Consider the following 24,105-nt stretch of genomic DNA (forward strand, 5'->3'; position numbering starts at 1 on the left):
AGCAGTATTTACAAAGCTTTTACTGTTTCTACAAAAATACTTTTTTTATCAATAATTCCCAGATCAAATAATTGATTTTGAATTTTATTAAAAGATTTTTCTGTCAAATTTTTCTGTGACCACTGAGTCAGTTTCAACCATTCTTTAATATCTTCTGCTTTTTGATTAAACAGTTCAGATAATTTTTTGTCAATTTCTGGGATTTCTTTAAAATCAACCGTTGTTTTGTTGATGATTTTAAGAATCGTTTCTACCGTTTTGGCATTCTTTTTTAAAAACTCATCACGTCCTACAATAATAAATGAAGGCCAAGGAGTAGGGCAGTCGTCAATTCTTCTAAAAACACCTTTATCTACAAGCGGTTTAGTCATAAAACGTTCCCACATAAAATAATCGGCTTTTTTATTGGTCAAAGCATCAACAGCGCCATCTATAGTGTTTACGATTTCAAATTCGAGATCATCCATTTCCCAGCCTTGCTCATTTGCATTTACATAAGCCATTAATTGCGATCCCGATCCTAATCTCGAAATAGCTGCTTTTTTGTTTTTAAGATCTTTCAACGTCTGAAAATCAGATTTTGCATCAACGTGAATTCCCCAAATTAAAGGAGATTGCACATAAACCTGAACAATTTTGCTCGGATTTCCAGCAGCAATATCTTTTAGAATTCCTTCGGTTAAAATAACAGCAAGATCTGTTTCTCCGTCTCGAAGCATTTGGCACATTTTCCCGGTTCCCTCGGGTACATTTGTCCATTGTAAATCGATGTTCTCTTCCTCAAATTCGCCGTTTTCAATACATAGATGCCACGGCAAATTGAAGTGTTCCGGAACACCCGCAATTTTGACAGTTTTCATTTATTTTAAGTTTAAGTTAAGTTTAAGTTAAGTTGCTTGGTATGCGTATGCGTAATCTTATGGTTAGTTTTTTATTCGTCAAAATTGTTTCGACACATAAAAACACAGCTACTTTATAACATTTACTTTTCCTACAAAATTAAAAGGATATAATAAAAAGCAGTGTTTTTTATGTATTCAAATTTTTAATTTTTTAATAAATCTGCTCGGTGCTTTTCTGAAAGACAAGGTTCTGCAAATTCGATAATGTCTTGTGATTCGTATTCGTTCAGAAGGCTTCTTACCAAAGAATAATCAATATCTTTGGTAATTTCTGCCGCAAAAAAAGTTTCATTTAATCCTTCAGACAGACAATTTAACGCTTTTAATTTCTCCCGAATGATTTCTTTATCAAAACCTTTTTCTAAAACCGCAACCTGAATAATCGAGTTTCCAGAATTTTGGATCGTTTTTCTATGCATAAAACGTTCTTCTGTTTCGTCATATTCTGCATAAAAAATGTCATCCGTAGCAATTAAAGGCCCAAAGAACGGAATATTATCCAATTTAAAAAGTCCTTTTTCCAGATCTATAATTTCTGCCCACATGGTTTCAGACACTACTTCATCTAGATAATCACTATAATATTTAAATAATATTTTTTTATGAGTTTCCTGTTCCATTATTCAATTTCGCTAATTACAGCTTTTAAAGGTGATATTACAATTCTATAACCATCTGGATCCTGAATCATTTTTCCATTTTCATTCCAAAACGGATTCAGCGAAGGTATAACTGCAATATCAAGTTGCGTTAATTTATTTAATATTTTATCATAATCTGCAATAGTTTTAGGATATAATACCATTGCGTCATCTTCATCAAATGTATGCTTGGCCGTGGCTTTAGATTTCGTAAACTCAAAATGCCAGTCTAAGCCTGGTTTTCCAATAAAGACGCCATCATAATTATTATGATTTTCAAATCCGCCCAATCGTTCAAACCCGAGTATCTCTACATAAAAATTCTCTATTTTCTCTAAATCATTTGTATGTCGTGCCACTCGTAAAAACATAAATGCTATGATTTTATTTGATTAATATGATGTTCTAAATGCTCTACATAATCGGTCATTAAAAACCTTAAATCAATTACAGATTCATCGCTTAAAATAATTTTATAATCTAAAGCATTTTCATCAACAGATTTCATGATTCTAACAATCTGGTTGTTTATTAAAAACCACAACTGAGTTAGCTCCTTAATATCTGTTTTCTGATACTGATTTAAATTTACTAAATCGATCTGATTATACGGTCTATGACGATATGGTTTTTCCGAATAATTAATCTCTGTAAAACGTACCAGATTATGGATTGCAGAATCTATCAAATGACCTAAAATCTCTTTCTTAGACCATTTGCCAGGATTTTTTACTTCTAAAATTTCATTGTTAATTGTCGGAATGTAATTGACATTTTCGTTCAATAACTGTTCAAATTTGAGAATAACACTCTCCATCAAGTTCTAATTAATTAGTTTCCTGCCAATTTATTTAATGTATATGCAATAAGCTCATCTACTGCTTTATACGGATCTTCACTGAAAGTTCCGCTAGCACGATTTGCAATAATAGCATTCAGCGATAAAGCATTATGACCTAACAGAGCCGAAAGCCCGTAGATTGCCGCTGTTTCCATTTCTAAATTAGTGATTTTAGTTTCATTAAAACTAAAATTATCCATTTTGTTATTCAATTCTTCATCTTGAATATTCAAACGTAAAACTCTTCCTTGTGGACCATAAAATCCTCCAGCAGTTGCCGTAATTCCTTTAAAAATTTTATCTGATTCTATTAGTTTTTCTAATTTTTCAGAACATTGCGTTACGTAAGGTTTTCCTTTTTTTGGATCCCAGTTTGTATGTTCTACAAATGCATCTTCAATTTCTGTAATCGAAACGTCGTCAATTAAGTAGGAGCGAAGCATATTGTCTAATCCCAATCCGAATTTTGACATCACAAAGCTATCAACTGGAATATCTTCCTGCAAAGAACCCGAAGTCCCAATTCTGATAATGTTTAAAGAAGTCAATTTTTCTTTTGGCTGACGCGTTTTTAAATCAATATTTACTAACGCATCCAATTCGTTTAGCACAATATCAATGTTATCAGGGCCAATTCCTGTAGAAACTACCGAAATCCTCTTTCCTTTATAAATACCGGTTTGGGTTTTAAATTCTCTCTTTTGAGCAGAATGTTCGATTGAATCGAAAAATTGAGTGATTTTTTCTACTCTATTTTGGTCACCAACAAAAATAATGTCGTGTGCTATATGTTCAGGACGAAGGTTTAAGTGGTAAACGCTTCCGTCAGGATTTAGTATTAATTCTGATGATTGAATCATTTTTTTTTTAAGTTGCTAAGTTTCTAAGATGCTAAGATGCTAAGATGCTAAGTTTCTGAGTTTTTTTTTGTTTCAGGTTTCAGGCTAGTCAAATAACTTGAAACTTTTAACGTTAAACTTGAAACTTTTTATCCTCCTACACGTTTGGTTTTGAATCCTTTTTCTTTTAGGATTGCCATAATTTTATCTCTATAATCGCCTTGAATTATAATCGAATCGTCTTTAAAAGTTCCTCCAACGCTCAATTTGGTTTTAATTTCTTTGGCCAAGATTTTAAAATCTTCATCAGAGCCTTCATAACCTTCAATTATAGTAGTTGGTTTTCCTTTTCTTTTTTCAAATTTACAAATCATTGGTTCTTTCTGAACATAAAGAACGTGTTCCTGTTCTTCAACTTGCTCAGGTTCATTCGATTCTACGTGATCTGGAAATAAGTTTTTTAATTGATCTTTAAAGTCCATATTTTTTTATTCTAAAAATAAATTTCAAGCATAAAGATATTTAAAAATTAAATTCCAAACCCCAAGAAAAACTTGGAATTTGGAATTTTTAATTTAAAATTTATGTAAGTTTATTTTTTAATTAAACCTAATTCTACTAAACGTTCGTATAAGAACTCTCCAGCAGTAATATCTTCATATTTCTTCGGGTTTTCTGCATCAATACAATTTTCAAGGCAATCCAAACGCATATCGCTTACTGGATGCATAAAAAATGGAATCGAATAACGTGAAGTTCCCCACAATTCTCTTGGCGGATTTACAACTTGATGAATTGTAGATTTTAATTTGTTGTTGGTATGTCTAGATAGCATATCTCCAACATTAATCACCAATTCATCATCTTCAGCAATGGCATCAATCCAATCGCCATTGTGGTTCTGAACTTGTAATCCTTTACCTTGAGCTCCCATTAATAAGGTAATCAAGTTAATATCACCGTGAGCAGCTGCACGAATTGCGTTTTCTGGCTCAGAAGTAATAGGTGGGTAGTGGATTGGTCTTAAGATTGAGTTTCCTTCTTTTGCATAATTGTCAAAATAAAACTCATCTAAACCTAAATGTAAAGCCAAAGCTCTTAAAACATAAACTCCAGTTTTTTCTAGTTTCTGATACGCTTCTTTACCCACAACATTAAAACGTGGTAATTCGGTAACTTCAACATTGTCTGGGTATTCTGAAGCCCATCTTGAATCTTTGTCAACGTATTGACCAAAATGCCAAAACTCTTTTAAATCTCCTTCTTTGCGTCCTTTAGCATGTTCTTTTCCAAAAGAAACATAACCTCTTTGTCCGCCGATTCCAGGAATTTCATATTTATGCTTAGTCTCTATTGGCAAGGCGAAAAAATTTCTAATTTCACCATAAAGTTCGTTTACCAACTGATCATCAAGGAAATGACCTTTTAAGGCAACGAAGCCAATGTTTTCAAATGCACTGCCGATTTCATTTACAAATTTTTGTTTACGTTTCGGGTCGTCCGAAAGGAAATCACGTAAGTCTACACTAGGAATGTTTTGCATACTTTACATTTTTTATTTTAAAAGATAAAAGGTGTCATAAGCACCTTTCGCTAACAAAGGTAGATAATATTTTAGAAAATAATCTTAAGCTCAGGCATTAAAAGCAGATTTCTTATTAAAATTTTGTATCATAATCCAATAAAATTGGCGCAAATTGTTATATTTGAAACACTAAAAAACAAAAATTTTCATGATTTTTTACCGACAAAACCTTACTGACACAGAGTTATTAGATTTATATAAAAAGATATTAAAGCCAAGATTGATTGAGGAGAAGATGCTGATCCTGATACGACAAGGAAAAGTCACTAAATGGTTTTCTGGAATAGGACAAGAAGCCATTGCCGTTGGAGTAACTGCCGTTTTAGATCAGTCCGAATACATTCTTCCAATGCACCGAAATCTTGGTGTTTTTACAACAAGAGAGATTCCACTTCATCGTTTATTCTCGCAATGGCAAGGAAAAGCAAATGGTTTTACCAAAGGACGTGACAGAAGTTTTCACTTTGGAACGCAAGAGTACAATATTATCGGAATGATTTCGCATTTAGGTCCGCAGTTAGGAATTGCTGACGGAATCGCGCTTGCGAATAGACTTCAAGACAATAAAAAAATCACCGCAGTTTTTACCGGAGAAGGCGCTACAAGTGAAGGAGATTTTCACGAAGCTTTAAATATTGCCGCGGTTTGGAAATTGCCTGTAATGTTTATCATTGAAAATAATGGCTACGGACTTTCAACTCCAACCAACGAGCAATATGCTTGCGAAAACCTTGCTGATAAAGGAATTGGTTACGGAATTGAAAGCTGGATTATTGACGGAAATAATATAGTTGAAGTTTATAATAAATTGTCGCAGCTAAAAAAGGAAATGCAAGAAGATCCGCGTCCTATTTTATTAGAATTTAAAACATTCAGAATGCGCGGGCACGAAGAGGCGAGTGGTACAAAATACGTTCCTCAGGATTTAATGGATCAATGGGAACTGAGAGATCCTGTTACCAATTACAGAAAATATCTAACGGATAACGGAATTTTAACGGCAGAACAAGACGAACAATTTCACGCTGATATAAAAAAAGAAATTGATGAAAATTGGGCAATGGCAAATGCAGAACCTGAAATCGAGCCAACTTACAGTGGAGAATTAGATGATGTTTACAAACCATTTCAATATGAAGAATATACACATAATTCTGATTCAACAAATATTCGTTTTATAGATGCCATACGAAACAGTTTGGAGCAATCTATGTGGCGCCATAAAAACTTAGTTCTTATGGGGCAAGATATCGCCGAATACGGTGGAGCCTTTAAAATTACAGATGGTTTTGTTGATGCTTTTGGAAAAGATAGAGTACGAAATACGCCAATTTGCGAAAGTGCCATTGTTTCGACAGGAATGGGATTGTCAATCAACGGATATAAAGCAATTGTAGAAATGCAGTTTGCAGATTTTGTTTCAACTGGATTTAATCCAATTGTAAATTTATTGGCTAAATCTCATTATCGCTGGGGCGAAAATGCTGATGTTGTCGTTCGTATGCCTTGCGGCGGAGGAACTCAGGCAGGACCTTTTCATTCGCAGACCAATGAAGCTTGGTTTACTAAAACTCCAGGTTTAAAAGTCGTTTATCCTGCATTTCCTTATGATGCAAAAGGGCTTCTAAACACTTCTATTAATGATCCGAATCCCGTTTTATTCTTCGAACATAAATTATTATACAGAAGTATTTATCAAGATGTTCCAACAGACTACTACACTATTCCTTTAGGTAAAGCAGCATTGGTTAAAGAAGGAAATTCTGTCACCATTATTTCGTTTGGCGCACCTGTTCATTGGGCTTTAGACACTTTGGCTAAGCATCCAGAAATTGATGCCGATTTAATTGACTTAAGAACTTTACAGCCTTTAGACACTGAAACCATTTTTGCTTCTGTAAAAAAGACAGGAAAAGCTATAATCTACCAAGAAGACACTATGTTTGGCGGAATCGCAAGCGATATTTCGGCTTTAATTATGGAAAATTGCTTCGAATATCTTGACGCTCCTGTAAAACGTGTAGCGAGTTTAGATTCTCCAATTCCGTTTACAAAAGCACTTGAAGATCAGTTTTTACCAAAAAATCGTTTTGAGGAAGTTCTCCTTGAGTTACTAAGATACTAAGTCTCTGAGATGCTGAGTTGCTAGGACGCTAAGAAAAAAACTTAGAATCTTAGCAACTTAGAAGCTTAGAAGCTTTAAATAAGAACTACCCAGCGTTTCCCATCAGAAAGTTCTGCATTCCACATTTTCTCAATATCCGATAAATGAACGGTTTCAATATTTACTTTTAGTATATTTTTTGAAGCCAAAAGAAACATTTCGGGAAGTATTTCAGAAAACAGTAATTTGACTTCTTCTTTTGTCCAGCTTCCTAAGCCTGAACCGGATAACTGAAGATCAACGCTTCGTAAAATCTGCGCAGATAACTGAATAGTATCTCCAGACATTGAGCCTACAGAAACATATCTCGTTTTAGGTGTAAAGTTTCCATTTCCTTTTAAAACAGAAAGAATAAGTTCTGCCGAATGTCCCCATAAATAATCTATTACAATATCTATTGGAGTGTTTTTATGGATTTCTTTTAACTGAGAAACAAAAGATTCGTCTTCTTGTTTTAAGGAAACAATTTGATCTGCACCAATTTCTAAAAGATTTTTAAGGGCTTTTTCGTTTCTTCCCGTAACAATAATATTCTTAGCTCCGTAATGTTTTGCAATTTGAACTGCCATTTGTCCTGTAAAACCAGTTGCTCCATTTATTAAAACGGTTTCACCAGGCTTTATTCCAGCTCTAAAACGAAGCGCCATTGCCGAACCTGCAACTGCATTTGGCATTGCTGCGGCCGTTGCATCGTCTATTCCTTCTGGTAAAACCACCATTCGGTTTTTATCCACTAAAGCTTTTTCGGCGATTGTTCCTGAGATTCCGCGGGCATAAACTCTTGTTCCGCTTTCTAGAATTCCAATTCCGTCACTTCCGACTATAAATCCGTTTTGATTTTCTTTTTCCGAAGAATAATGATCTCCGCTTGCAATGCCTTTATCTAGATTTGTAATGGCTACGGCTTTTATCGAAACCAAAATTTCATTTTCATTTGATGCAATTGGTTCCGGAAATTCTGCATATTTTGGCGATTCGCCTTTTGTATAAACTACTGCTGCTTTCATAATTATTAAGTTTTATGAAGCAAAATTATAAAGCCGTTTACGGGCAGACGATAACATTTGTTATCAAATTTTTCTTTAAACCATATAAGTTATACAAGGTGGTTTAAGTTTGACTTATATTAAAATGTCAATTCCTTTTATTTGCTAATTTACTTTTTAATCTGCTTAAATGTACAGTTGTTATACCTAAATATGAAGCGATGTAATGTTGCGGAACACGCAATATAATTTGAGGCCTTTCTTTAATTAAATTAGCATATCGCTCTACAGGAGAATCTTTTATAAACGACACAAAATATTTCATATAATCGAATGTGCGTTCAAAAAGCATACTGATGAGTTTATCTCTCAATACTGGAATTTCTTTTATTTCTTCGAGAATTTTATCCAAATCATTTTTATGAATCCGCCATAAAACTGAAGGCTCAATCGTTTCTATATTTGTCGGACTTGGAAGTTTCTTCATAAAACTTTCAATAGAAGCGACGCTCTGATTTTCAAAAAAGAATTGCGTAGTCAGATCTTTTCCGTTATTGTTAAACCAAACCCGAATACAGCCTTTTTCGATGATATAAAGTTTTTTGGAAACTTCGCCCTCTTCTAAAAGAGTGGTTTTCGCAGGAACTTCAATACGATTGAAATAACCGATATATTCGTTCCATTTTTCATCGGTTAAAGGAAATTTGTTTCGGAATTGGTTGAACATTTTTTGATTCTAATTTGATTCCACTTCAAACAATTGTACCTGATTTTTCAATCGGTCAATCAATAAATTCATCATTCGTTTATTCAAGTCAGAAGAGTTTTGAATGTAAGTATTGTATTCCTCTACAGTAAAAAGTGCCATTACAATTCCTTTTAGCGAATTTCTAAATTTAATGTCTTTCTGAATAGAGTTTTCGATGGTCTGAAGTTTCTTTTCAACCGAGTAAGAATAAAAATCTGGTTTGTTTTTGTTTACATAATTGATAAAAACCGCGATGAATAAGTCGTTTTGAAGTTTTAAAATAGGCCTGATAGTCTGGTTTTGAAAGATCTCATCTGCTGAAGATTGAGCACTTACGGTTCCTAAAGTTTCGCCTCTGAATTCTTTTAAAAAAGTGTCTCTATCTTCCATGTTTTTTCTTTTTAGTTTTATTTAAAGTTAAAGAAATAATCCCATAGTAAAAACCTATTTTTGTTTTTATAAAAATAAATTATGCGATTATTTCTGTTTCTCTGCTTATTACTAGCTTCTTGCAATTCTAAAGAAGATAAAGAAAAATACAATCATCAATTATATCGTGCTGTAAACAATAAAGACACAGCAGTCTTGGATATTCATATAAATGACAAACGTTTTTACGGACGCTATGAAATTAATCATTACGGAACTGGAAAAGATTCTGGCGATGTGCGAGGAGATTTAAGAGGCGATACGCTTCGTGGCGATTATCATTACATTTCGTTTGGCGGTGCCTGGAAAAGAGTTCCGTTGGCTCTTTTAAAGAAAGACGAAAAGCTTTATCTAGGAAAAGGAGTAATCGGAACTTATTTTAATCTTCCGTGTTACGTTCCTGAAGTTCCAATTGAGTATCATAATCCTGAATTTCTGTTTGAAAGGATAGAGGAGAAGTAGTTTTTTTTTTGTTTCAGGTTTCAAGTTTCAAGTTTCAAGTTGAATGGCTTGTGTGTTTTACCGCAAAGCACGCAAAGTTTTTTTGTATTGGAGTTTAATAAAAACGCAAAGTTCGCAAAGCTTTATCAAAAAACTTTGCGAACCTTGCGTAAGCCTTTGCGCTCTTTGCGGTTAAATATGCGCAATCTAAGTCAACTTGAAACCTGAAACTTGAAACAAAATCTAACTCAACGTAGAAGGCAATTCAAAAATTTCAAGATCAAAATAGCGTACCGAAGCCATAACATGATCGAAGATATCCGCCATGATGTATTCGTAATTGGCCCAGCGTTTATCACTAGAAAAAACATAAATTTCCAACGGAACTCCATGCGCAGTTGATTGTAGTTGTCGGCACATGATATGCATATTTTTGTTCAATCCTGGATGATCGTTTAAATATTGCATGATGTATTTTCTAAACAAACCTAAATTGGTCATATTTCGTCCATTTAGCGAAAGTGTTTTATCAATTCCTCTAAGATCATTGTATCTGTCAATTTCCGCTTGACGGCTATCTATATAAGAGGTTATCAGTTGTACTTTTTTTAGTTGATGCAAATCTTCATCATTCAAAAAACGGATCGTACTGCTTTTTATTAAAACATGTCTCTTGATACGTCTCCCGTCAGATTTCTGCATTCCGCGCCAGTTCTGAAACGAATCTGAACTTAATGCATACGTTGGAATTGTGGTGATGGTATTGTCGAAATTTCGAACTTTTACCGTTGTCAGATTGATTTCGATTACATCTCCATCAGCACCGAATTTATCCATTGTAATCCAGTCGCCAATACGAACCATGTCGTTTATCGCAACCTGAACACTCGAAACAAATCCTAGAATTGTATCTCTGAAGATTAAGATGATAATGGCTGAAAGTGTTCCTAAAATGGTTAATAATTCGCCTTTTTTAATTCCGAACAAAGTCGAAATGATCATGGCAACCCCAAAAATCCAGAGCACAATCATAATAACCTGAACAAAGCTGTCAATTGGCTTGTCGCTATATTCAGGCTTTTGTTTTAAGTAATCTCGTAACGAATTAAAAACCGTTCGAACAATCCATAATCCAAGCAATACAATATAAATACCCACAATTTTTCCGAAAATCGATTCCCAATATTCATATTTGTCCAAAATAACGGGAACGGCTTTATAGATAAAGAAAAACGGAATTAAATAAGCGGTATATCTTGTTGTTTTGTTTTGGATTAAATAATCGTCAAACTTGGTTTTGGTACGTTGCGCAAAAACAGCGGTTAAAGTAACCAAAAGAAATTTGGCTGCGTAATAAATTACGTAAGCCAGTGCTATTAAAATAGCGATGTTAAAGATCAAACTGGTATAAGACGCAACATTACGGCTCATTCCCCAATCTCTAAAAACAGGATATAAAAAATTAAATATTTTCTCCAAAAGCTTATGCATTTGCTTTAGTTTCTAAATATTTTTTCTCGATGTAAAAAGTTCCAAACGGAATAAGAGAAGCAACTAGAATGATTGCAAATGTTTTTAAATCCCAATTCATTGATTTTTTCAATAAAAAGGCTAAAAGAATGTATCCGATAAATAGAACACCGTGTGTCATTCCTAACGGACGTAATAATGTATGGTAAAGTTCAGGATTATTGTTCTTGATAATCAACATATTAGCAAATAATACTAAATAAGAGATTCCCTCTAAAATGGCAGTAATTTTGAAAATCTTGAGCATGTATATATTTTTTAAGTTTTATGCCAGCAAAATTAAGGATTCTGGATTGATTTTAGAATTTAAAAATTCAAAATTAAATAAGTTCAATTGGCTTAAAATTCGAATTTGGAATTTAAGAATTTGGAAATTATCTTTACTGTATGAGTAAAAGAGATTTAAAAAAATATTTAGGCGAATTAACGAAAGAACAACTCGAAGAACAATTGATAGAATTGTACGAGAAATTTGCTCCTGTAAAAGTGTATTATGACTTTGTTTTCAACCCGAAAGAAGACAAATTACTACAGGAGGCTAAAATCAAAATCTCGCACGAATATTTCCCTATTAAAAAGCCTGGAGCAAAATGGCGTCCAAAAGCTAAAATGCGAAGATCGGTTGCTCAAAAATTAATTAAGCATTTTATGATGCTTGGAGTAGATTCTTATATTGTTGCAGATATTATGCTTTACAATATCGAAATTGCGCAAACGTTTTCTTCGCAAAATTTCATTAAGCAGGAATTGTTTTACAAAAGCATCCTTAATTCTTTCGAGCAAGCGGTAAATTTTATTGTCTCAAACGGAATTTTTAACGATTTTAAATTGCGAATTAATGCAATTCAGAACGAAACTTCCGAGCAAAAATGGAAAAATAAGTACGATTTTGAGACAATTTTGGAAAAAATCGACTATTAAAACCCTTTCTCATAAAAAATCTTTATTTAAAAAAAACATTTATTTTAAGTTAAAAGAAGATGAATAACTGTTTTTTCGATGTATTTTTGCAAAAATCCAAAAATAAACAATGTCTCAAAACACTTTAGAAATACAAAGAGAAGAGAAGAAAGAACTGTATGCATACCAAAAAGGCGATATTGATGCCATTTTTGACCGTTTAGACAATGCTCCTCCAAAACACCACTTACTGTATCAGCTTCCAACAGGAGGAGGAAAAACAGTAATATTTTCTGAAATCGTTCGCCGCTATTTATCTCATAATGATAAAAAAGTGGTGGTTTTAACGCACCGTATCGAACTTTGTAAACAAACTTCAAAAATGTTAACTGGTTTTGGTGTAACAAACAAAATAATCAATAGTAAAGTAAAAGAATTGCCCGATCAGAATGATTTTTCTTGTTTCGTGGCGATGGTTGAAACTTTAAAAAACCGTATTAACGATGAAAAGCTTCATCTAGATAATATCGGTTTGGTTATTATTGATGAGGCGCACTACAACTCATTTAGAAAACTATTAAACTCATTTAAAAATGCTTTTATTCTTGGAGTAACAGCAACACCTTTGAGTTCGAACATAAAATTGCCAATGCACCAAAGTTACAACGAACTTATTGTGGGTGATACTATTGGTTCTTTGATTGAAAAAGGTTTCTTGGCAAAAGCTACAACTTACAGCTATGATGTTGGTTTGACTTCACTAAAAGTGGGTATCAATGGAGATTATACTGTAAAATCTTCAGATGATTTATATACCAATACTTTGATGCAGGAAAAACTGCTTCATGCCTATACAGAACGTTCTTTAGGAAAGAAAACATTAATTTTCAATAACGGTATTCATACTTCATTATACGTATATGAAACGTTTAGAGAAGCGGGTTACGATATTCGTCACTTAGACAATACAAGCAGTTCTGAAGAGCGTAAAGATATTCTGCAATGGTTTAAAAAGACTCCAGATGCTATTTTGACTTCTGTCGGAATTTTGACTACTGGTTTTGACGAACCAACTGTAGAAACTATTATTTTGAATAGAGCAACAAAATCATTGACGTTATATTTCCAAATGATTGGTCGTGGTTCTCGTAAATTACCTGGAAAAGATGAATTTACAGTTATCGATTTAGGAAACAACGCCGCTCGTTTTGGTTTATGGAGCGATCCTGTAAATTGGCAGCATATTTTTAAATCGCCAGAGTTTTATTTGGAGAATCTCCGTGATGATCATGAAATCGAGATGTTCTTTAAATACAGTATGCCACCAGAATTGCGTGCCAAATTTAGCAAAACGGCAGACGTTAGTTTTGATGTTGATGAAGAACACAAATTAATCATTAAGCAAAATCTTCGTTCAAAAGTAGTTTTAGACAAATCTTTAGATCAGCATGCCGGAATGTGTGTAGACAATACAGAAACACTTCAGGAAGCAAAAATGCTAGCTAAAGAATTAGAAGATGATATCGAAGACCGTATCAAACGTTATTCTAAATGTTTGAGCCAATGTAGTAAAAACTACCGCGAATGGTTGGTTGACGATTACAAACAAAGATTGACTTTATTGATCGGGAAAAAATATCGTGAGAAAATCATGAACGAACCAGATTGATAATTTAAAAGTTTAATTGTTTTAGGTTTCATGTTTCAAGTTATTGGAATCTAAAACATTATTTATAATACAAAAGGAGAAATAGCATTTCAAAGTAAATGTAATTTCTCCTTTCAACTTATTAAGTTTTTGGTGTAACTTGAAACCTGAAACTTTAAACAAAATTAAAAAACATGTCTAAACCATTCTCAACATTAGGAATTTCAGCTCCAATTTTAAAAGCTTTAAGCGAATTAAATATTGTTGAACCAACAGAAATTCAACAAAAAACAATTCCGTTATTTTTGAGCGAAACCCATGATATTGTTGGTTTAGCAAAAACAGGAACCGGAAAAACCGCTGCTTTTGGATTGCCTTTATTACAATTGGTAAATGCAGAATCAACAATAGTTCAAGCCGTAATTTTAGTTCCAACGAGAGAACTGGGACAACAGATTTTTAGAAACTTAGAAAGTTTTTCAAAATATATTCCTAATATATCTATTGCTTCAATTTGCGGAGGAACTCCAATAAAACCACAAATCGAAAGATTAAAAGAAGGTGCTCAAATCGTAGTGGCAACTCCAGGGCGTTTAATCGATTTGATTCAGCGTAAAGCAATCGATTTAAAGCAAACCGAATATTTGGTTTTGGATGAAGCCGACGAAATGGTGGCTATTCTTAAAGAAAGCTTAGACGAAATTGTTGCGGAACTGCCTAAAAAGCACCGTACTTTATTATTTTCTGCCACACTTCCTGGAACCATAAAACAGCTGATTCAGAATTATTTGAACAAAAATGTAGTTCAGATAAGCGCCAATATGGAAACTGTTGGAAATGAAGGAATAGACCATGAATATATTGTGGTAGATCCGATTGAAAAATTAGAAGTTTTAATGCATTTCTTAAATTCTAGAGACGGCGAAAGAGGAATTATTTTCTGTAAAACTAAAGCTGCTGTTAATAAATTAGCTAAAAACCTAGCGATCAACAAATTTTCTTCGGGAGCACTTCACGGAAGTTTGACACAGGGAATTCGTGATCGAATTATGGAACAGTTTCGTGAAGGGCATATCAATATTTTGGTTGCAACCGATTTGGCTGCGAGAGGAATCGATGTAAAAGAAATCTCGTATGTCATTAATTATCACTTGCCTGATACTTACGAAAACTACGTTCACCGAAGCGGAAGAACAGCAAGGGCAGGAGCAAAAGGACTTTCTTTGACGGTTTTACAACAAGAAGAAGTTTTTGAAATCGCTGATTTTGAAAGAGAATTAGGGATTAAATTCTCTGAATTTAAAAAACCTTCAGCAGCAAGTCTTGAAGAAAACAATATGCTTTTGTGGGCAAAACAAATCTTCAAAACAAAGCCTAATCATGAGCTTTCGCAAGATTTAAAAACCAAAGTAAAAACCGTTTTCCATCATTTGACAAAAGATGAACTAATCGAGAAAGTAATGGCAAGTTATGTCTTACAGAACAAAATCGATGTAGTTGAAAAAACAGTTAAAAAATTCAAAAAGTAATAAATATGACAATTGTCATTGCATATTAAAGTTGTATATTTATAAGGAATTATTTTATAATCCTACTTAATACAACATATATGAGAATAGTCATTATTGGAGGGGGATTTGCAGGAATTAACCTAGCAAAAGAACTTGTAAATCAGCCTCAAATACAAGTAACACTTGTAGACAAGAATAATTATAACTTTTTCCCACCACTTATATATCAAGTTGCTACGGCGTTTTTAGAACCTTCGAGCATTAGTTATCCTTTTAGAAAATTTTTTGCAGGTAAAAAAAATCTAAGTTTTCGTCTAGGCGAATTATTATCTGTTTCTCCTGCCGAAAAGAAAATCACTTTAAGCAACGGAGAACTTGAATACGATTATCTTGTTTTTGCTACTGGTGCAGAAACGAGTTATTTTGGTATGGAAAACGTAATGAAAAATGCCATTCCGATGAAAACCTTAAATGATGCCATCGTAATGCGTAACACATTGCTTAAAAACCTTGAAAAAGCAGCCATTTGTAAGGATATGCGCAAAAGACGTAAATTACTTACAATCGTAGTAGCAGGAGGGGGGCCAACAGGAGTGGAGGTTTCTGGAATGTTTGCTGAAATGAGAAAAAGTATTCTCCTTAAAGAATATCCAGAATTGGATACTTCTGCAAGCAATGTTTATTTGGTTGATGGTGGAGACGCACTTTTGGCACCAATGAGCAAAGATTCACAAAAAGATACTCTGGAGGCATTGACAAAACTTGGGGTTGTTGTAAAATTGAACACTAAAGTTGTTGATTATGTTGATGATACGGTAGTTTTTGAAAATCGAGAAACAATTAAAACCAAAAACTTAATCTGGGCTGCTGGTGTTTCTGCAAAAATCTTTGAAGGAATTCCGAAAGAAAGTTACGGACGCGGCCGACGCATGGCAACTGACGAATACAATAAAGTAAACGGTGTAGATAATATCTATGCCATTGGTGATACAGCAATTGCGGCAGGAGATAAAAATTTCCCTGACGGACATCCGCAGGTTGCTCAGGTTGCCATTCAGCAAGGTTTAAATCTGGCTAAAAATTTCAAAGCCATGGTGGTCAATAAGCCTCTTAAACCATTTGCCTACAAAGACAAAGGATCTATGGCTATTATAGGAAAAGCAAAAGCTGTTGTAGATTTACCTAGTCCAAAATGGCATTTTAAAGGTTTCTTTGCTTGGATTATCTGGCTGTTTATACACTTAATTTCTTTGATCACTTACAGAAACAGATTAAATACATTCTGGAATTGGATGGTTGCTTATTTCGCAAAAGATCAATCGCTTAGAATGATTATTCGACCAGATAAAAAGACACAAAATTAGGTTTTGTAAAATTCCAATAAATTTTAAAAATTCCAATTTTTTGAAATTCCAAATTCCAATTTATAGAAAAGCCAAAATCTTTTGATTTTGGCTTTTTATATTTAAACTATTGAAGTTTTAGTTTTGGAATTTGGAATTTCTTTTTTTGGAATTTAAAACTTTTAATGTCCTATCATTATATCGTCGCTATCTGACAATTCAACTTTTTCTTTTATAAATCGTTTTCCAATATTTAAAATAATAAATGCTGTAATAGTAGTAGTGGTCATAATGGCAACCATAGGTATTACAGAACTTTTTACAAAAACACCAACAGCAAACGAGGCCAAAGCTCCAATTCCTAGCTGAATTGCGCCCATTAATGCAGAAGCACTTCCGGTATTTTTAGCAAAAGGAGCAAGCGTTAAGCCAGCCGTATTTGGATTTGAGATTCCTAAACAGGCTAGAAACAAGAACAACATTCCGATCGTTTCGTATAATCCAAGAAGATCATTTAATGCCAAAATCAAGAATACGATACTAATAACAGATTGCGAAATTAAAGCTCCAAAAATCATTTGTTCGCTAGAAAATCGCTTTAGCAACATCGAATTTAACTGACTAGAACCAATAAAACTAACAGACATTAGCGCAAAAATCCATCCGTACGTTTTAGCGTCAACCTTATAAATATCCATAAAAACTAGAGGCGAAGCCGCTACATAAGAAAATAATCCCGAAAATGCGACTGCTCCAGTAAAGGCATAAGTATAAAATTGAGGCTCTTTTAAAACTAACAGAAAATTAGATATAATCGGTTTTGGTTTTAAAGAAATTGAAGTATCTGGAAGTCCGAATTGAGAAGCTGCTAAAATTACAATTCCCATGCACATCAAAATAAAAAATACAGCGTGCCAGCCTAAATCTTCTGTAACATAACCGCCAACAGTTGGTGCCAGCATTGGAGAAAGTCCAACAACCAACATTAAAAGCGAAAACACTTTCGGAATATCTTTTACAGGAAATAAATCACGAACCATTGCTACAGAAGCAACTGTGGCAGCACAGCTTCCAATAGCCTGAATAAAGCGCAGCAATATAAATGAATCTATATCAGCAACATAAATGCATCCTAAAGAAGCGAGAATGTATACCAAAAGTCCAATAAATAACGGTTTTTTACGTCCGAAACGGTCCAATAAAGGCCCATAAAGCAATTGTCCAGCCGAAATTCCGATGAAATAACTGGATAAACTCATAGAAACTTTAGCAACAGTAGTATTTAAATCTTTCGCAATTCCTGAGAAACCAGGCAGATACATATCTATTGAAAAAGGACCTAGAGCGGTTAAAGAACCTAATATGAGGATGAGCTGAATATATTTTTTTGTTGTCATTATATTAAAAAAGGGCTTATAATTTTTTGCAAAGGTAAAGATTTCATACCTTGTTATAGAACTTGAAGAAGTTTATAATATTAAATTAAAGTAATCGCGAAAATTATTGAGCGTAACTATCTATTAATCTTTAAATTAAGAAAGTATGAAAAAGTACCTTTTGTTATTAGCAGTTTTATTTACATCAATTTCATTTGCTCAAACTATTACGTCAAAACAAGAAGAAGCCAGCGTTGAGCAGTACGAGCTTCTTAAAAAAGTGAATCAATATTATCCAGACATTACATTAAGTAAATCGGTTACCAATTTTTACGCTGATGGAAAAATTATCGATTCGCAGCAAGATTTCGATTTAAGAGGAACAAAATTTTCTAGTTACAAATTAGGTATTGAACCAGGAAACAAAAAAGTAAAATTTGATTATACTTCTAGTGAAGCGGGTCATGTGTATGGCGACGTTACTATTTTTAACGGAAATGCTTTACGAACAACTTTTAACGAAAAAAACAATCAAATTGATGTTTCGTTAAACGGAAAATCGGTTTACTTGAAAAAACTATAAAATTTAAGAAAACTTTAGAAAAAGCATCGCAAATATGTGATGCTTTTTTGATTTATATTTGGTTCAGATTCTAATAAAACAAATTACAATGAAAAAATTTCTTTTCCTGGCATTTTTAATTTCCTTGCAAGCATTCTCACAGCAAAATAAATTCTCAGGAACTTGGGGAAACCAAAAATGCAAAGACTGCAAGAAAGAGTATATTTTTACGATTACAATTTCACAATCTAATTATAAGATTTTTGGAACCGCCGAAGTTACAAGCGATCATAAAGAATTAAACTCAGGAATTTTGGAAGTTTCCGGACATGTATATCCGCATGGCGATAAAGCTCAAATAAAATTGAAAGATAAAAACGGAGTTACATCTAGCGCAGTTTTATTTGTAAAAGATGAAGTATTGCAATTTAATAAAAATGGCGGAGGTGATATTGTACCAAAAGATATGATATTGAATAAATTATATGAATAAAAGCTCTCTTTATTCTTTATTTATAAGCTTTTCCAATTTCTCAATCATTTCTTTTTGTTGTTCAAGCATACGCTCATATAGTTCTACCATTTTATCTAAAGGATTGAATGTAGGTTGATTGTTAAAAAAAGCAGGTTGTTGACAATTATCAAAAGAAGCATTATTTGAAATAATATTTATTGCTTGTTCTTCATCAAAATTCTCGATAGCTTGAACAGGTACTTTTAGAATTTTAGCTACTTGATTTAGAATATCATTTTCAATCAATTCTTTTTGCTCTAAAATAGAGATTTTCTTTTGACTCCAATCTTCACCTAATTCAAAGGCAAGGGCTTCTTGTTTAATGCCCAACATTTCACGGAAACGCTTTATATTTCTACCTTGATGTACTTTTTTCTCTGTCATATTGATATGTATCGTAAATGTCAAATATAGGATTTTTACTTTAAATATAAATGGTAACAAAACGAAATTAAAATCGTTGGAATTGAAAAATTCATTAAAGACAGGCCTTTAATATTAATTTACAATGGTTTTATTTTGCACTTTTACAAGCTGCAAAAATAAATAACCCTCTTTACTATGAGATGATCTATCATCTTTTAAATGATGTCTATCATTAGATAAAATATCTAATTTATCTAAAAACTTATTTATTAAAGATATTGCCTCATGTTTATCTTGAACTTTGATACAATTTTGTTTATCGCTATCAATTTCTGAATCATTGTATACAATATCTATAGGTACTGAACGCAAACTAAATCTTAATTCTGTTTCTGGATTTTTTAGTACGTTTTTAAAAGATTCTTTATTTGCAATATCTTTAATATTTACATTATTGCATAGTGTTTCAATGCTTACAAGTTCTACAAAAAAGTTTATTTTATTGCTTGTATAGGGAGTTCTAGTATCTTTAAAATGATAATTGTAGCTTATAAAATCACAATCATTCCTAATCAATTTAATAATTTGCATTGCCTCAGTATGAGAGTCAACATCTATCGAATATTCATTTGCTGAGGGGGATAAGTTAAATCTCAATTCCCTAAATTGATTAAATGCTTCGATGTAATAATTTTTATCATAATTTAGGCTAAGGATAATTTTTTTTGCTGTTTCTGCTAATTTCATAATTGATTATTTAATAGTTAATTATGCAAATTTAATATGCATTTTTTGTAGTAACAAATTTGTTAAATTCATTGTCAAAAATATAAGCAATGGAGTGTAATTGAGTTGATCTTTTAAAAAGCATGAGATCACTAATAAATTTAATTACTAATTTAAAAGACATATTAGCCTTAGATAACTCAGCAATTTTAAGAGATAGAGTTAATCAAATAATAGAAAAGCTTAGTTGAGAAACTTTTAGAAAATTCAAAGCCTTACTCTACAAGCGACGTTATTTCATTTTGACCTATAATTTATATTATGTAAAATAGAATATTTTAAAAACTGCCCTACAAATACGCTGTACAACTTTTAGTTTAAAATGTTTTCATTTAGCGGAAATTTATCATCCTTGCTTCTAGAGTTATATTTTTCTTGAGAGTTTTACTTTTTATTTCTAAAATTAAAATCTCTGAGAATGCGTTGTATGATTTTATTTTCCAAAAATTCTTAAATATTGAAAATTTGAATTGCTAGATTATACAGTTTGTATTCTAAATTAAAATCGCTCATAAATACGCTGTATGATTTTTATTTTCAAAAATTCTTAAATATTAAAAATTTAGCGAGCTGGATTACCAGTTTATTTTCTAATCAAAACATTTTTATTAAATTCAATTGTTCATAAATGCGCTGTATGATTTTGGATCTAAAATAATTTTAAATATCGCAGTATTATCAATCCGGTTAATTACTGTTGCTCAGAATAAATCATCTCTTTGCCAATCCTAAATATTCAAAATTTCAAAACCTAAAAGTTTTTGCAAGTCTTATTGTCATTATCTTTTAACATTTCTTTAAAATAATTAGTTTCTACTAAAGAACTTTCATTGTAAGAGTTTATTTTACTATTTTTACATTCGATACTTTAAAAATAAATTATCACATATATGAATACAGTTGCTGAACATATTGCAGATTTTTTAAAAGAATACAAACCGTTTGATAATTTAACTTTTCAGGAATTATCAGATATTGCTACGAATATTCGTGTCATTAATTTAGAAAAGCATGCGGTATTATTTCAAAATAACGATCCGCTTCATGAGAACTTTTATGTTGTAGCTTCTGGTGTCATTAATCTTACGACTATTGCTGATGCCGAGGAAACTATTATAAATAAGTGTCATGAAGGCGATATTTTTGGTTTACGTCCGTTTTTTGCCAAAAATAACTACATGATGACGGCTAAAGCGCGTGAAGAAAGTATTGTATATGCTATTCCAATTGCTGTTTTTAGACCTTTTGTAGCCAATAATTCTGATGTATTAAACTTTCTTCTAGAGAGTTTCGCCGTTAATTCACGCCACACCAAAGACAGCATGAGTTCTAACGGCAAGTTAGTTTCAGATTCTGATTATATAGATCAGCAGACAGAAATGCAATACATTCAGTCACTTAACTACAATAATTCGCCATTAACGACCAAAGCAGATTCTATAATTAAAGACGTTGCCATTTTAATGACAGATTCTATGTTGGATAACATTATAATCTGTGGCGAAAAAAATCACCCAATTGGTATTGTGACCAATGCCGATTTATCGTCTAAAATTGCAACAGGACGCTTTCCTATTACTGAAACTATCGATAAAATTATGTCGTCGCCAGTTGTTACAGTTTTAGAAAATGTCTCTTTGGCAGAAGCACAATTATTAATGCTGAAGCACAATGTAACGCACTTATGTGTTACTAAAGATGGCACAAGCAAATCTGTAGTTAAAGGAATTATTTCTGAGCACGATCTTATTGTAGCACAAGCTAGTAACCCTGGCGTGTTAATTAAAGAGATTAAACGTTCTCAACTTCCAAAAGATTTAAAACAAATACGTGATCGTCTATCAGATTTGATTCAGAATTCGATCCAAAAAAATATTCCAATCTCGCACGTTAGTAATATTGCAAGCGAGATTAACCTAGCTATCATTAAGAGAGCAGTCGAGTTATCTATTTTGGATTTAGGCTCCCCTCCTGCACGTTTCGCTTGGTTAAGTATTGGTAGTCAAGGGCGTAAGGAGCAATTATTGCTTACAGATCAAGATAGCATCTTAATTTTTGAAGATGTTACGCCAGAAAAATACAGAGAAGTAAAAGATTATTTCTTAAGATTGGCAAAACGCACTACTTCTATATTAGAAAAAGTGGGCTACGATTATTGCCCAAACGGACATATGGGTAGCAATATGCTTTGGTGCAAATCATTGAGCGACTGGACAAAACAATACAACAGCTGGATGAATACTCCGGGTGAAAATAGTAATGATTTGAGCAGTATTTTCTTTGATTACGAAATTGTTTTTGGAGAACCAAAAATTGAAGAAGCTATTGAAAACGTGATTTTTAAGAATGCCGTTAACAACACTTTATTCTTTGACTTTTTAGGGAACGATGCTTTGAAGAGAAATTCTCCTTTAAGCTTTTTCAAGAAATTCATTGTTGAAGAAGATGGGCCTAACAAAGATAAATTTGATATTAAGACAAGAGCTTTGATGCCATTAATTGATGGAGCACGTTTATTGATATTAAATGCAAATATTAAAGGAATTCAAAATACTTACTTAAGGTTCAAACAGTTGGCAATTACAGATTCTAAAAATGCTGAAATTTATTTAAGCTGTGCAGAAGCTTTCTTAACGCTTTCTAAATTTAGAACTGTTGAAGGATTAAAAAATGACGACTCGGGCCAATATATTAATTTAAGAGAAATGTCAAAAACTGACAAAGAGAAATTAAAAAATGCACTGTCCCCAATGAAAGACCTGGAGGAACTGATTAAGAGTAAATTTCAATTGACACAATTCTCATAAAATATGCTAGACTGGCTAAAAAACATTAACAAAGACTATCCAGAGTTCTGGAAAGACTATTTGACTAAATTCGAAACCAAACCTAATAAGTTTGTTGTTTTGTCTACTGAAACTTCTGGTTTAAATCCGGATAAAGATGTTGTTTTGTCTCTTGGAGCCTTCTCAGTTATTGACGACAGCATTGTTATTAAAGAAAGTTTCGAAACAGTCTTATTACAATATAAATATCTTCAGGATAACGGGCTTTCTAATGAATTTATCATCGAAAGCAAAATGATGAAAATGCCTGAACCTGATGCTCTTGAAGCTTTTGTAAAATTTATCGGAAATTCAATTTTAGTTGGACATCATATCAATTTCGATATTGAAATGCTGAATGCTGCCCTAGAACGCTTGAATTGTGGCCGATTAAAAAATGAAGCACTAGACGTTGATGTGATGTACAGAAAATTGACTGATATAAACGACAAACAGTTTTCGCTTGACGATTTATGCGAAATTTATAAAATTCCAAAAAGTGATCGTAATTCTTCTTCTGAAGATGCATACCGAATTGGACTTTTATTCTTAAAACTAAAATCTAGATTAGGAATCAAATAAATTAAAAAAGAATTAATTACTAAAACTACAAAAAAGCCCCACGTACTTTGGTAGAAATTATCTCTGCATTACAAACAAAAAATCTACTTTAAATTTAAATTCTATGAAAAAACTATTATTTATTTTACCCATGCTGTTTTTTGCAACAATAATTTTTGCACAAAAACAAGATCCCTCGTCTAAGCGTATCTTAGGAAGCTGGTATTCTAAAACAAATGTGAATACTAAATGGGTTTTTAATCAAGATGGGAATGTTTACAATTATGACAACAACCAAATGAAAGTGATGTACAAATATACTGTCTCACGCAGCTGTCAGAATTATTCGGATAACAATACTGAATATGTAACTTTACGAGATAAAGATCGTAATGAATTTTGTTTTAAAATAAATGGAGTTAATGAGAAAAAAAATGGAATTTTATCTCTTACTAACTTAAGTAATTCGGAAACTCTTGTTTTTGTAAACGATGTAAACATAAAAATTGCAGAATAATAAAAAACCTACATTTTTAAATTAACAAATTAGAATCGATTTATAAGAAAAATGCCTCTTAAATTTAAGAGGCATTTTTTTATATTTTAC

At 32.5% G+C, this 24,105-nt stretch carries 26 protein-coding genes; 11 read left to right on the forward strand and 15 right to left on the reverse strand.

Going from position 1 to position 24,105, the window contains the following annotated elements; genetic code table 11:
- Nucleotides 1-8: 8 nt before the first annotated feature.
- The 7 genes from ACFO3N_RS23815 to ACFO3N_RS23845 form a co-directional block, all read right to left on the reverse strand.
- Nucleotides 9-860 (reverse strand): substrate-binding domain-containing protein, encoded by an 852-nt coding sequence (locus ACFO3N_RS23815; RefSeq protein WP_250836134.1) that lies wholly within the window; start codon nt 858-860, stop codon nt 9-11.
- 185 nt (nt 861-1,045) lie between these two features.
- On the reverse strand, nt 1,046-1,522 hold the full coding sequence (locus ACFO3N_RS23820; protein WP_379801359.1) for a DUF4265 domain-containing protein: 477 nt from the start codon (nt 1,520-1,522) through the stop codon (nt 1,046-1,048).
- The gene (locus ACFO3N_RS23825; RefSeq protein WP_379801360.1) at nt 1,522-1,914 is read right to left on the reverse strand and encodes a VOC family protein; all 393 of its coding nucleotides are present in this window, start codon (nt 1,912-1,914) and stop codon (nt 1,522-1,524) included. The genes ACFO3N_RS23820 and ACFO3N_RS23825 overlap by 1 nt, the downstream gene beginning before the upstream one ends.
- Nucleotides 1,915-1,919: 5 nt before the next feature.
- Nucleotides 1,920-2,360, reverse strand: coding sequence for a DinB family protein (locus ACFO3N_RS23830; protein WP_379801361.1), 441 nt, complete (start codon nt 2,358-2,360; stop codon nt 1,920-1,922).
- A gap of 14 nt (nt 2,361-2,374) precedes the next feature.
- Nucleotides 2,375-3,244 (reverse strand): nucleoside phosphorylase, encoded by an 870-nt coding sequence (locus ACFO3N_RS23835; RefSeq protein WP_379801362.1) that lies wholly within the window; start codon nt 3,242-3,244, stop codon nt 2,375-2,377.
- Nucleotides 3,245-3,372: 128 nt separating this feature from the next.
- Entirely contained in the window at nt 3,373-3,705 is a 333-nt protein-coding gene (locus ACFO3N_RS23840; RefSeq protein ID WP_057117964.1) for a translation initiation factor, read from the reverse strand.
- Between the two features lie 110 nt (nt 3,706-3,815).
- Nucleotides 3,816-4,766, reverse strand: a complete 951-nt coding sequence (locus tag ACFO3N_RS23845; RefSeq protein ID WP_198855658.1) for an isopenicillin N synthase family dioxygenase — start codon at nt 4,764-4,766, stop codon at nt 3,816-3,818.
- Between the two features lie 190 nt (nt 4,767-4,956).
- Here ACFO3N_RS23845 and ACFO3N_RS23850 point away from each other — a divergent pair, with 190 nt between their 5' ends.
- On the forward strand, nt 4,957-6,933 hold the full coding sequence (locus ACFO3N_RS23850) for an alpha-ketoacid dehydrogenase subunit alpha/beta (RefSeq protein ID WP_379801363.1): 1,977 nt from the start codon (nt 4,957-4,959) through the stop codon (nt 6,931-6,933).
- A 74-nt stretch (nt 6,934-7,007) separates the two neighbouring features.
- Here the strand turns inward: ACFO3N_RS23850 and ACFO3N_RS23855 are convergent, their stop codons facing one another.
- From ACFO3N_RS23855 to ACFO3N_RS23865, 3 genes are all read right to left on the reverse strand, one after another.
- Nucleotides 7,008-7,979 (reverse strand): quinone oxidoreductase family protein, encoded by a 972-nt coding sequence (locus ACFO3N_RS23855; RefSeq protein ID WP_379801364.1) that lies wholly within the window; start codon nt 7,977-7,979, stop codon nt 7,008-7,010.
- A gap of 127 nt (nt 7,980-8,106) precedes the next feature.
- Nucleotides 8,107-8,685 (reverse strand): Crp/Fnr family transcriptional regulator, encoded by a 579-nt coding sequence (locus ACFO3N_RS23860; protein ID WP_379801365.1) that lies wholly within the window; start codon nt 8,683-8,685, stop codon nt 8,107-8,109.
- Between the two features lie 9 nt (nt 8,686-8,694).
- Nucleotides 8,695-9,096: a glyoxalase gene (locus tag ACFO3N_RS23865; RefSeq protein ID WP_379801366.1), complete on the reverse strand. Its 402-nt coding sequence runs from the start codon at nt 9,094-9,096 to the stop codon at nt 8,695-8,697.
- 81 nt (nt 9,097-9,177) lie between these two features.
- Between ACFO3N_RS23865 and ACFO3N_RS23870 the strand changes: the two genes are divergently transcribed.
- Entirely contained in the window at nt 9,178-9,597 is a 420-nt protein-coding gene (locus ACFO3N_RS23870) for a hypothetical protein (RefSeq protein ID WP_202002733.1), read from the forward strand.
- Nucleotides 9,598-9,819: 222 nt separating this feature from the next.
- On the opposite strand, the gene ACFO3N_RS23875 is transcribed toward ACFO3N_RS23870, so the two are convergent.
- Together ACFO3N_RS23875 and ACFO3N_RS23880 are read right to left on the reverse strand one after the other, a co-directional pair.
- Nucleotides 9,820-11,067 carry a mechanosensitive ion channel family protein gene (locus ACFO3N_RS23875; RefSeq protein ID WP_379801367.1) on the reverse strand — a complete coding sequence of 416 codons (1,248 nt, stop codon included), beginning with the start codon at nt 11,065-11,067 and terminating at the stop codon, nt 9,820-9,822.
- Nucleotides 11,060-11,353 (reverse strand): DUF3817 domain-containing protein, encoded by a 294-nt coding sequence (locus ACFO3N_RS23880; RefSeq protein ID WP_095929318.1) that lies wholly within the window; start codon nt 11,351-11,353, stop codon nt 11,060-11,062. Before ACFO3N_RS23880 ends, ACFO3N_RS23875 begins: the two co-directional genes overlap by 8 nt.
- A gap of 140 nt (nt 11,354-11,493) precedes the next feature.
- Between ACFO3N_RS23880 and ACFO3N_RS23885 the strand changes: the two genes are divergently transcribed.
- The 4 genes from ACFO3N_RS23885 (at nt 11,494) to ACFO3N_RS23900 (ending at nt 16,529) form a co-directional block, all read left to right on the forward strand.
- Nucleotides 11,494-12,027 carry a DUF6155 family protein gene (locus ACFO3N_RS23885; protein ID WP_379801368.1) on the forward strand — a complete coding sequence of 178 codons (534 nt, stop codon included), beginning with the start codon at nt 11,494-11,496 and terminating at the stop codon, nt 12,025-12,027.
- A 109-nt stretch (nt 12,028-12,136) separates the two neighbouring features.
- Nucleotides 12,137-13,675: a DEAD/DEAH box helicase gene (locus ACFO3N_RS23890; RefSeq protein WP_095929316.1), complete on the forward strand. Its 1,539-nt coding sequence runs from the start codon at nt 12,137-12,139 to the stop codon at nt 13,673-13,675.
- A gap of 173 nt (nt 13,676-13,848) precedes the next feature.
- Nucleotides 13,849-15,183: a DEAD/DEAH box helicase gene (locus tag ACFO3N_RS23895; protein WP_379801369.1), complete on the forward strand. Its 1,335-nt coding sequence runs from the start codon at nt 13,849-13,851 to the stop codon at nt 15,181-15,183.
- A gap of 80 nt (nt 15,184-15,263) precedes the next feature.
- On the forward strand, nt 15,264-16,529 hold the full coding sequence (locus ACFO3N_RS23900; RefSeq protein ID WP_379801370.1) for an NAD(P)/FAD-dependent oxidoreductase: 1,266 nt from the start codon (nt 15,264-15,266) through the stop codon (nt 16,527-16,529).
- A 161-nt stretch (nt 16,530-16,690) separates the two neighbouring features.
- On the opposite strand, the gene ACFO3N_RS23905 is transcribed toward ACFO3N_RS23900, so the two are convergent.
- On the reverse strand, nt 16,691-17,905 hold the full coding sequence (locus ACFO3N_RS23905) for a multidrug effflux MFS transporter (protein ID WP_379801371.1): 1,215 nt from the start codon (nt 17,903-17,905) through the stop codon (nt 16,691-16,693).
- 145 nt (nt 17,906-18,050) lie between these two features.
- Here ACFO3N_RS23905 and ACFO3N_RS23910 point away from each other — a divergent pair, with 145 nt between their 5' ends.
- On the forward strand, nt 18,051-18,467 hold the full coding sequence (locus ACFO3N_RS23910) for a hypothetical protein (RefSeq protein WP_250836118.1): 417 nt from the start codon (nt 18,051-18,053) through the stop codon (nt 18,465-18,467).
- 88 nt (nt 18,468-18,555) lie between these two features.
- Nucleotides 18,556-18,939 (forward strand): hypothetical protein, encoded by a 384-nt coding sequence (locus ACFO3N_RS23915; protein ID WP_379801372.1) that lies wholly within the window; start codon nt 18,556-18,558, stop codon nt 18,937-18,939.
- 9 nt (nt 18,940-18,948) lie between these two features.
- Here ACFO3N_RS23915 and ACFO3N_RS23920 read toward each other — a convergent pair whose 3' ends face one another.
- Nucleotides 18,949-19,344 carry a helix-turn-helix domain-containing protein gene (locus tag ACFO3N_RS23920; RefSeq protein ID WP_379801373.1) on the reverse strand — a complete coding sequence of 132 codons (396 nt, stop codon included), beginning with the start codon at nt 19,342-19,344 and terminating at the stop codon, nt 18,949-18,951.
- Between the two features lie 114 nt (nt 19,345-19,458).
- Nucleotides 19,459-20,073: a hypothetical protein gene (locus ACFO3N_RS23925; protein ID WP_379801374.1), complete on the reverse strand. Its 615-nt coding sequence runs from the start codon at nt 20,071-20,073 to the stop codon at nt 19,459-19,461.
- Nucleotides 20,074-21,002: 929 nt separating this feature from the next.
- Between ACFO3N_RS23925 and ACFO3N_RS23930 the strand changes: the two genes are divergently transcribed.
- From ACFO3N_RS23930 to ACFO3N_RS23940, 3 genes are all read left to right on the forward strand, one after another.
- The gene (locus tag ACFO3N_RS23930) at nt 21,003-22,919 is read left to right on the forward strand and encodes a DUF294 nucleotidyltransferase-like domain-containing protein (protein WP_095929312.1); all 1,917 of its coding nucleotides are present in this window, start codon (nt 21,003-21,005) and stop codon (nt 22,917-22,919) included.
- A gap of 3 nt (nt 22,920-22,922) precedes the next feature.
- Nucleotides 22,923-23,519 carry a 3'-5' exonuclease gene (locus ACFO3N_RS23935; protein WP_095929311.1) on the forward strand — a complete coding sequence of 199 codons (597 nt, stop codon included), beginning with the start codon at nt 22,923-22,925 and terminating at the stop codon, nt 23,517-23,519.
- A gap of 103 nt (nt 23,520-23,622) precedes the next feature.
- On the forward strand, nt 23,623-24,015 hold the full coding sequence (locus ACFO3N_RS23940) for a hypothetical protein (protein WP_379801375.1): 393 nt from the start codon (nt 23,623-23,625) through the stop codon (nt 24,013-24,015).
- Nucleotides 24,016-24,105 lie beyond the last annotated feature (90 nt).

The sequence above is a fragment of the Flavobacterium chungangensis genome (genome assembly GCF_042654045.1).
GTDB classification, from domain to species: domain Bacteria; phylum Bacteroidota; class Bacteroidia; order Flavobacteriales; family Flavobacteriaceae; genus Flavobacterium; species Flavobacterium chungangensis.

What these genes read in the sequence shown, in the direction of transcription:
- ACFO3N_RS23815 (WP_250836134.1), bottom strand. Translation starts at nt 860, where the DNA reads ATGAAAACTGTCAAAATTGCGGGTGTTCCGGAACACTTCAATTTGCCG.
- ACFO3N_RS23930 (WP_095929312.1), top strand. Translation starts at nt 21,003, where the DNA reads ATGAATACAGTTGCTGAACATATTGCAGATTTTTTAAAAGAATACAAA.
- ACFO3N_RS23910 (WP_250836118.1), top strand. Translation starts at nt 18,051, where the DNA reads ATGAAAAAGTACCTTTTGTTATTAGCAGTTTTATTTACATCAATTTCA.
- ACFO3N_RS23830 (WP_379801361.1), bottom strand. Translation starts at nt 2,360, where the DNA reads ATGGAGAGTGTTATTCTCAAATTTGAACAGTTATTGAACGAAAATGTC.
- ACFO3N_RS23885 (WP_379801368.1), top strand. Translation starts at nt 11,494, where the DNA reads ATGAGTAAAAGAGATTTAAAAAAATATTTAGGCGAATTAACGAAAGAA.
- ACFO3N_RS23940 (WP_379801375.1), top strand. Translation starts at nt 23,623, where the DNA reads ATGAAAAAACTATTATTTATTTTACCCATGCTGTTTTTTGCAACAATA.
- ACFO3N_RS23935 (WP_095929311.1), top strand. Translation starts at nt 22,923, where the DNA reads ATGCTAGACTGGCTAAAAAACATTAACAAAGACTATCCAGAGTTCTGG.
- ACFO3N_RS23890 (WP_095929316.1), top strand. Translation starts at nt 12,137, where the DNA reads ATGTCTCAAAACACTTTAGAAATACAAAGAGAAGAGAAGAAAGAACTG.
- ACFO3N_RS23820 (WP_379801359.1), bottom strand. Translation starts at nt 1,522, where the DNA reads ATGGAACAGGAAACTCATAAAAAAATATTATTTAAATATTATAGTGAT.
- ACFO3N_RS23915 (WP_379801372.1), top strand. Translation starts at nt 18,556, where the DNA reads ATGAAAAAATTTCTTTTCCTGGCATTTTTAATTTCCTTGCAAGCATTC.
- ACFO3N_RS23840 (WP_057117964.1), bottom strand. Translation starts at nt 3,705, where the DNA reads ATGGACTTTAAAGATCAATTAAAAAACTTATTTCCAGATCACGTAGAA.
- ACFO3N_RS23875 (WP_379801367.1), bottom strand. Translation starts at nt 11,067, where the DNA reads ATGCATAAGCTTTTGGAGAAAATATTTAATTTTTTATATCCTGTTTTT.
- ACFO3N_RS23825 (WP_379801360.1), bottom strand. Translation starts at nt 1,914, where the DNA reads ATGTTTTTACGAGTGGCACGACATACAAATGATTTAGAGAAAATAGAG.
- ACFO3N_RS23860 (WP_379801365.1), bottom strand. Translation starts at nt 8,685, where the DNA reads ATGTTCAACCAATTCCGAAACAAATTTCCTTTAACCGATGAAAAATGG.
- ACFO3N_RS23845 (WP_198855658.1), bottom strand. Translation starts at nt 4,766, where the DNA reads ATGCAAAACATTCCTAGTGTAGACTTACGTGATTTCCTTTCGGACGAC.
- ACFO3N_RS23920 (WP_379801373.1), bottom strand. Translation starts at nt 19,344, where the DNA reads ATGACAGAGAAAAAAGTACATCAAGGTAGAAATATAAAGCGTTTCCGT.
- ACFO3N_RS23850 (WP_379801363.1), top strand. Translation starts at nt 4,957, where the DNA reads ATGATTTTTTACCGACAAAACCTTACTGACACAGAGTTATTAGATTTA.
- ACFO3N_RS23900 (WP_379801370.1), top strand. Translation starts at nt 15,264, where the DNA reads ATGAGAATAGTCATTATTGGAGGGGGATTTGCAGGAATTAACCTAGCA.
- ACFO3N_RS23835 (WP_379801362.1), bottom strand. Translation starts at nt 3,244, where the DNA reads ATGATTCAATCATCAGAATTAATACTAAATCCTGACGGAAGCGTTTAC.
- ACFO3N_RS23880 (WP_095929318.1), bottom strand. Translation starts at nt 11,353, where the DNA reads ATGCTCAAGATTTTCAAAATTACTGCCATTTTAGAGGGAATCTCTTAT.
- ACFO3N_RS23895 (WP_379801369.1), top strand. Translation starts at nt 13,849, where the DNA reads ATGTCTAAACCATTCTCAACATTAGGAATTTCAGCTCCAATTTTAAAA.
- ACFO3N_RS23865 (WP_379801366.1), bottom strand. Translation starts at nt 9,096, where the DNA reads ATGGAAGATAGAGACACTTTTTTAAAAGAATTCAGAGGCGAAACTTTA.
- ACFO3N_RS23905 (WP_379801371.1), bottom strand. Translation starts at nt 17,905, where the DNA reads ATGACAACAAAAAAATATATTCAGCTCATCCTCATATTAGGTTCTTTA.
- ACFO3N_RS23855 (WP_379801364.1), bottom strand. Translation starts at nt 7,979, where the DNA reads ATGAAAGCAGCAGTAGTTTATACAAAAGGCGAATCGCCAAAATATGCA.
- ACFO3N_RS23870 (WP_202002733.1), top strand. Translation starts at nt 9,178, where the DNA reads ATGCGATTATTTCTGTTTCTCTGCTTATTACTAGCTTCTTGCAATTCT.
- ACFO3N_RS23925 (WP_379801374.1), bottom strand. Translation starts at nt 20,073, where the DNA reads ATGAAATTAGCAGAAACAGCAAAAAAAATTATCCTTAGCCTAAATTAT.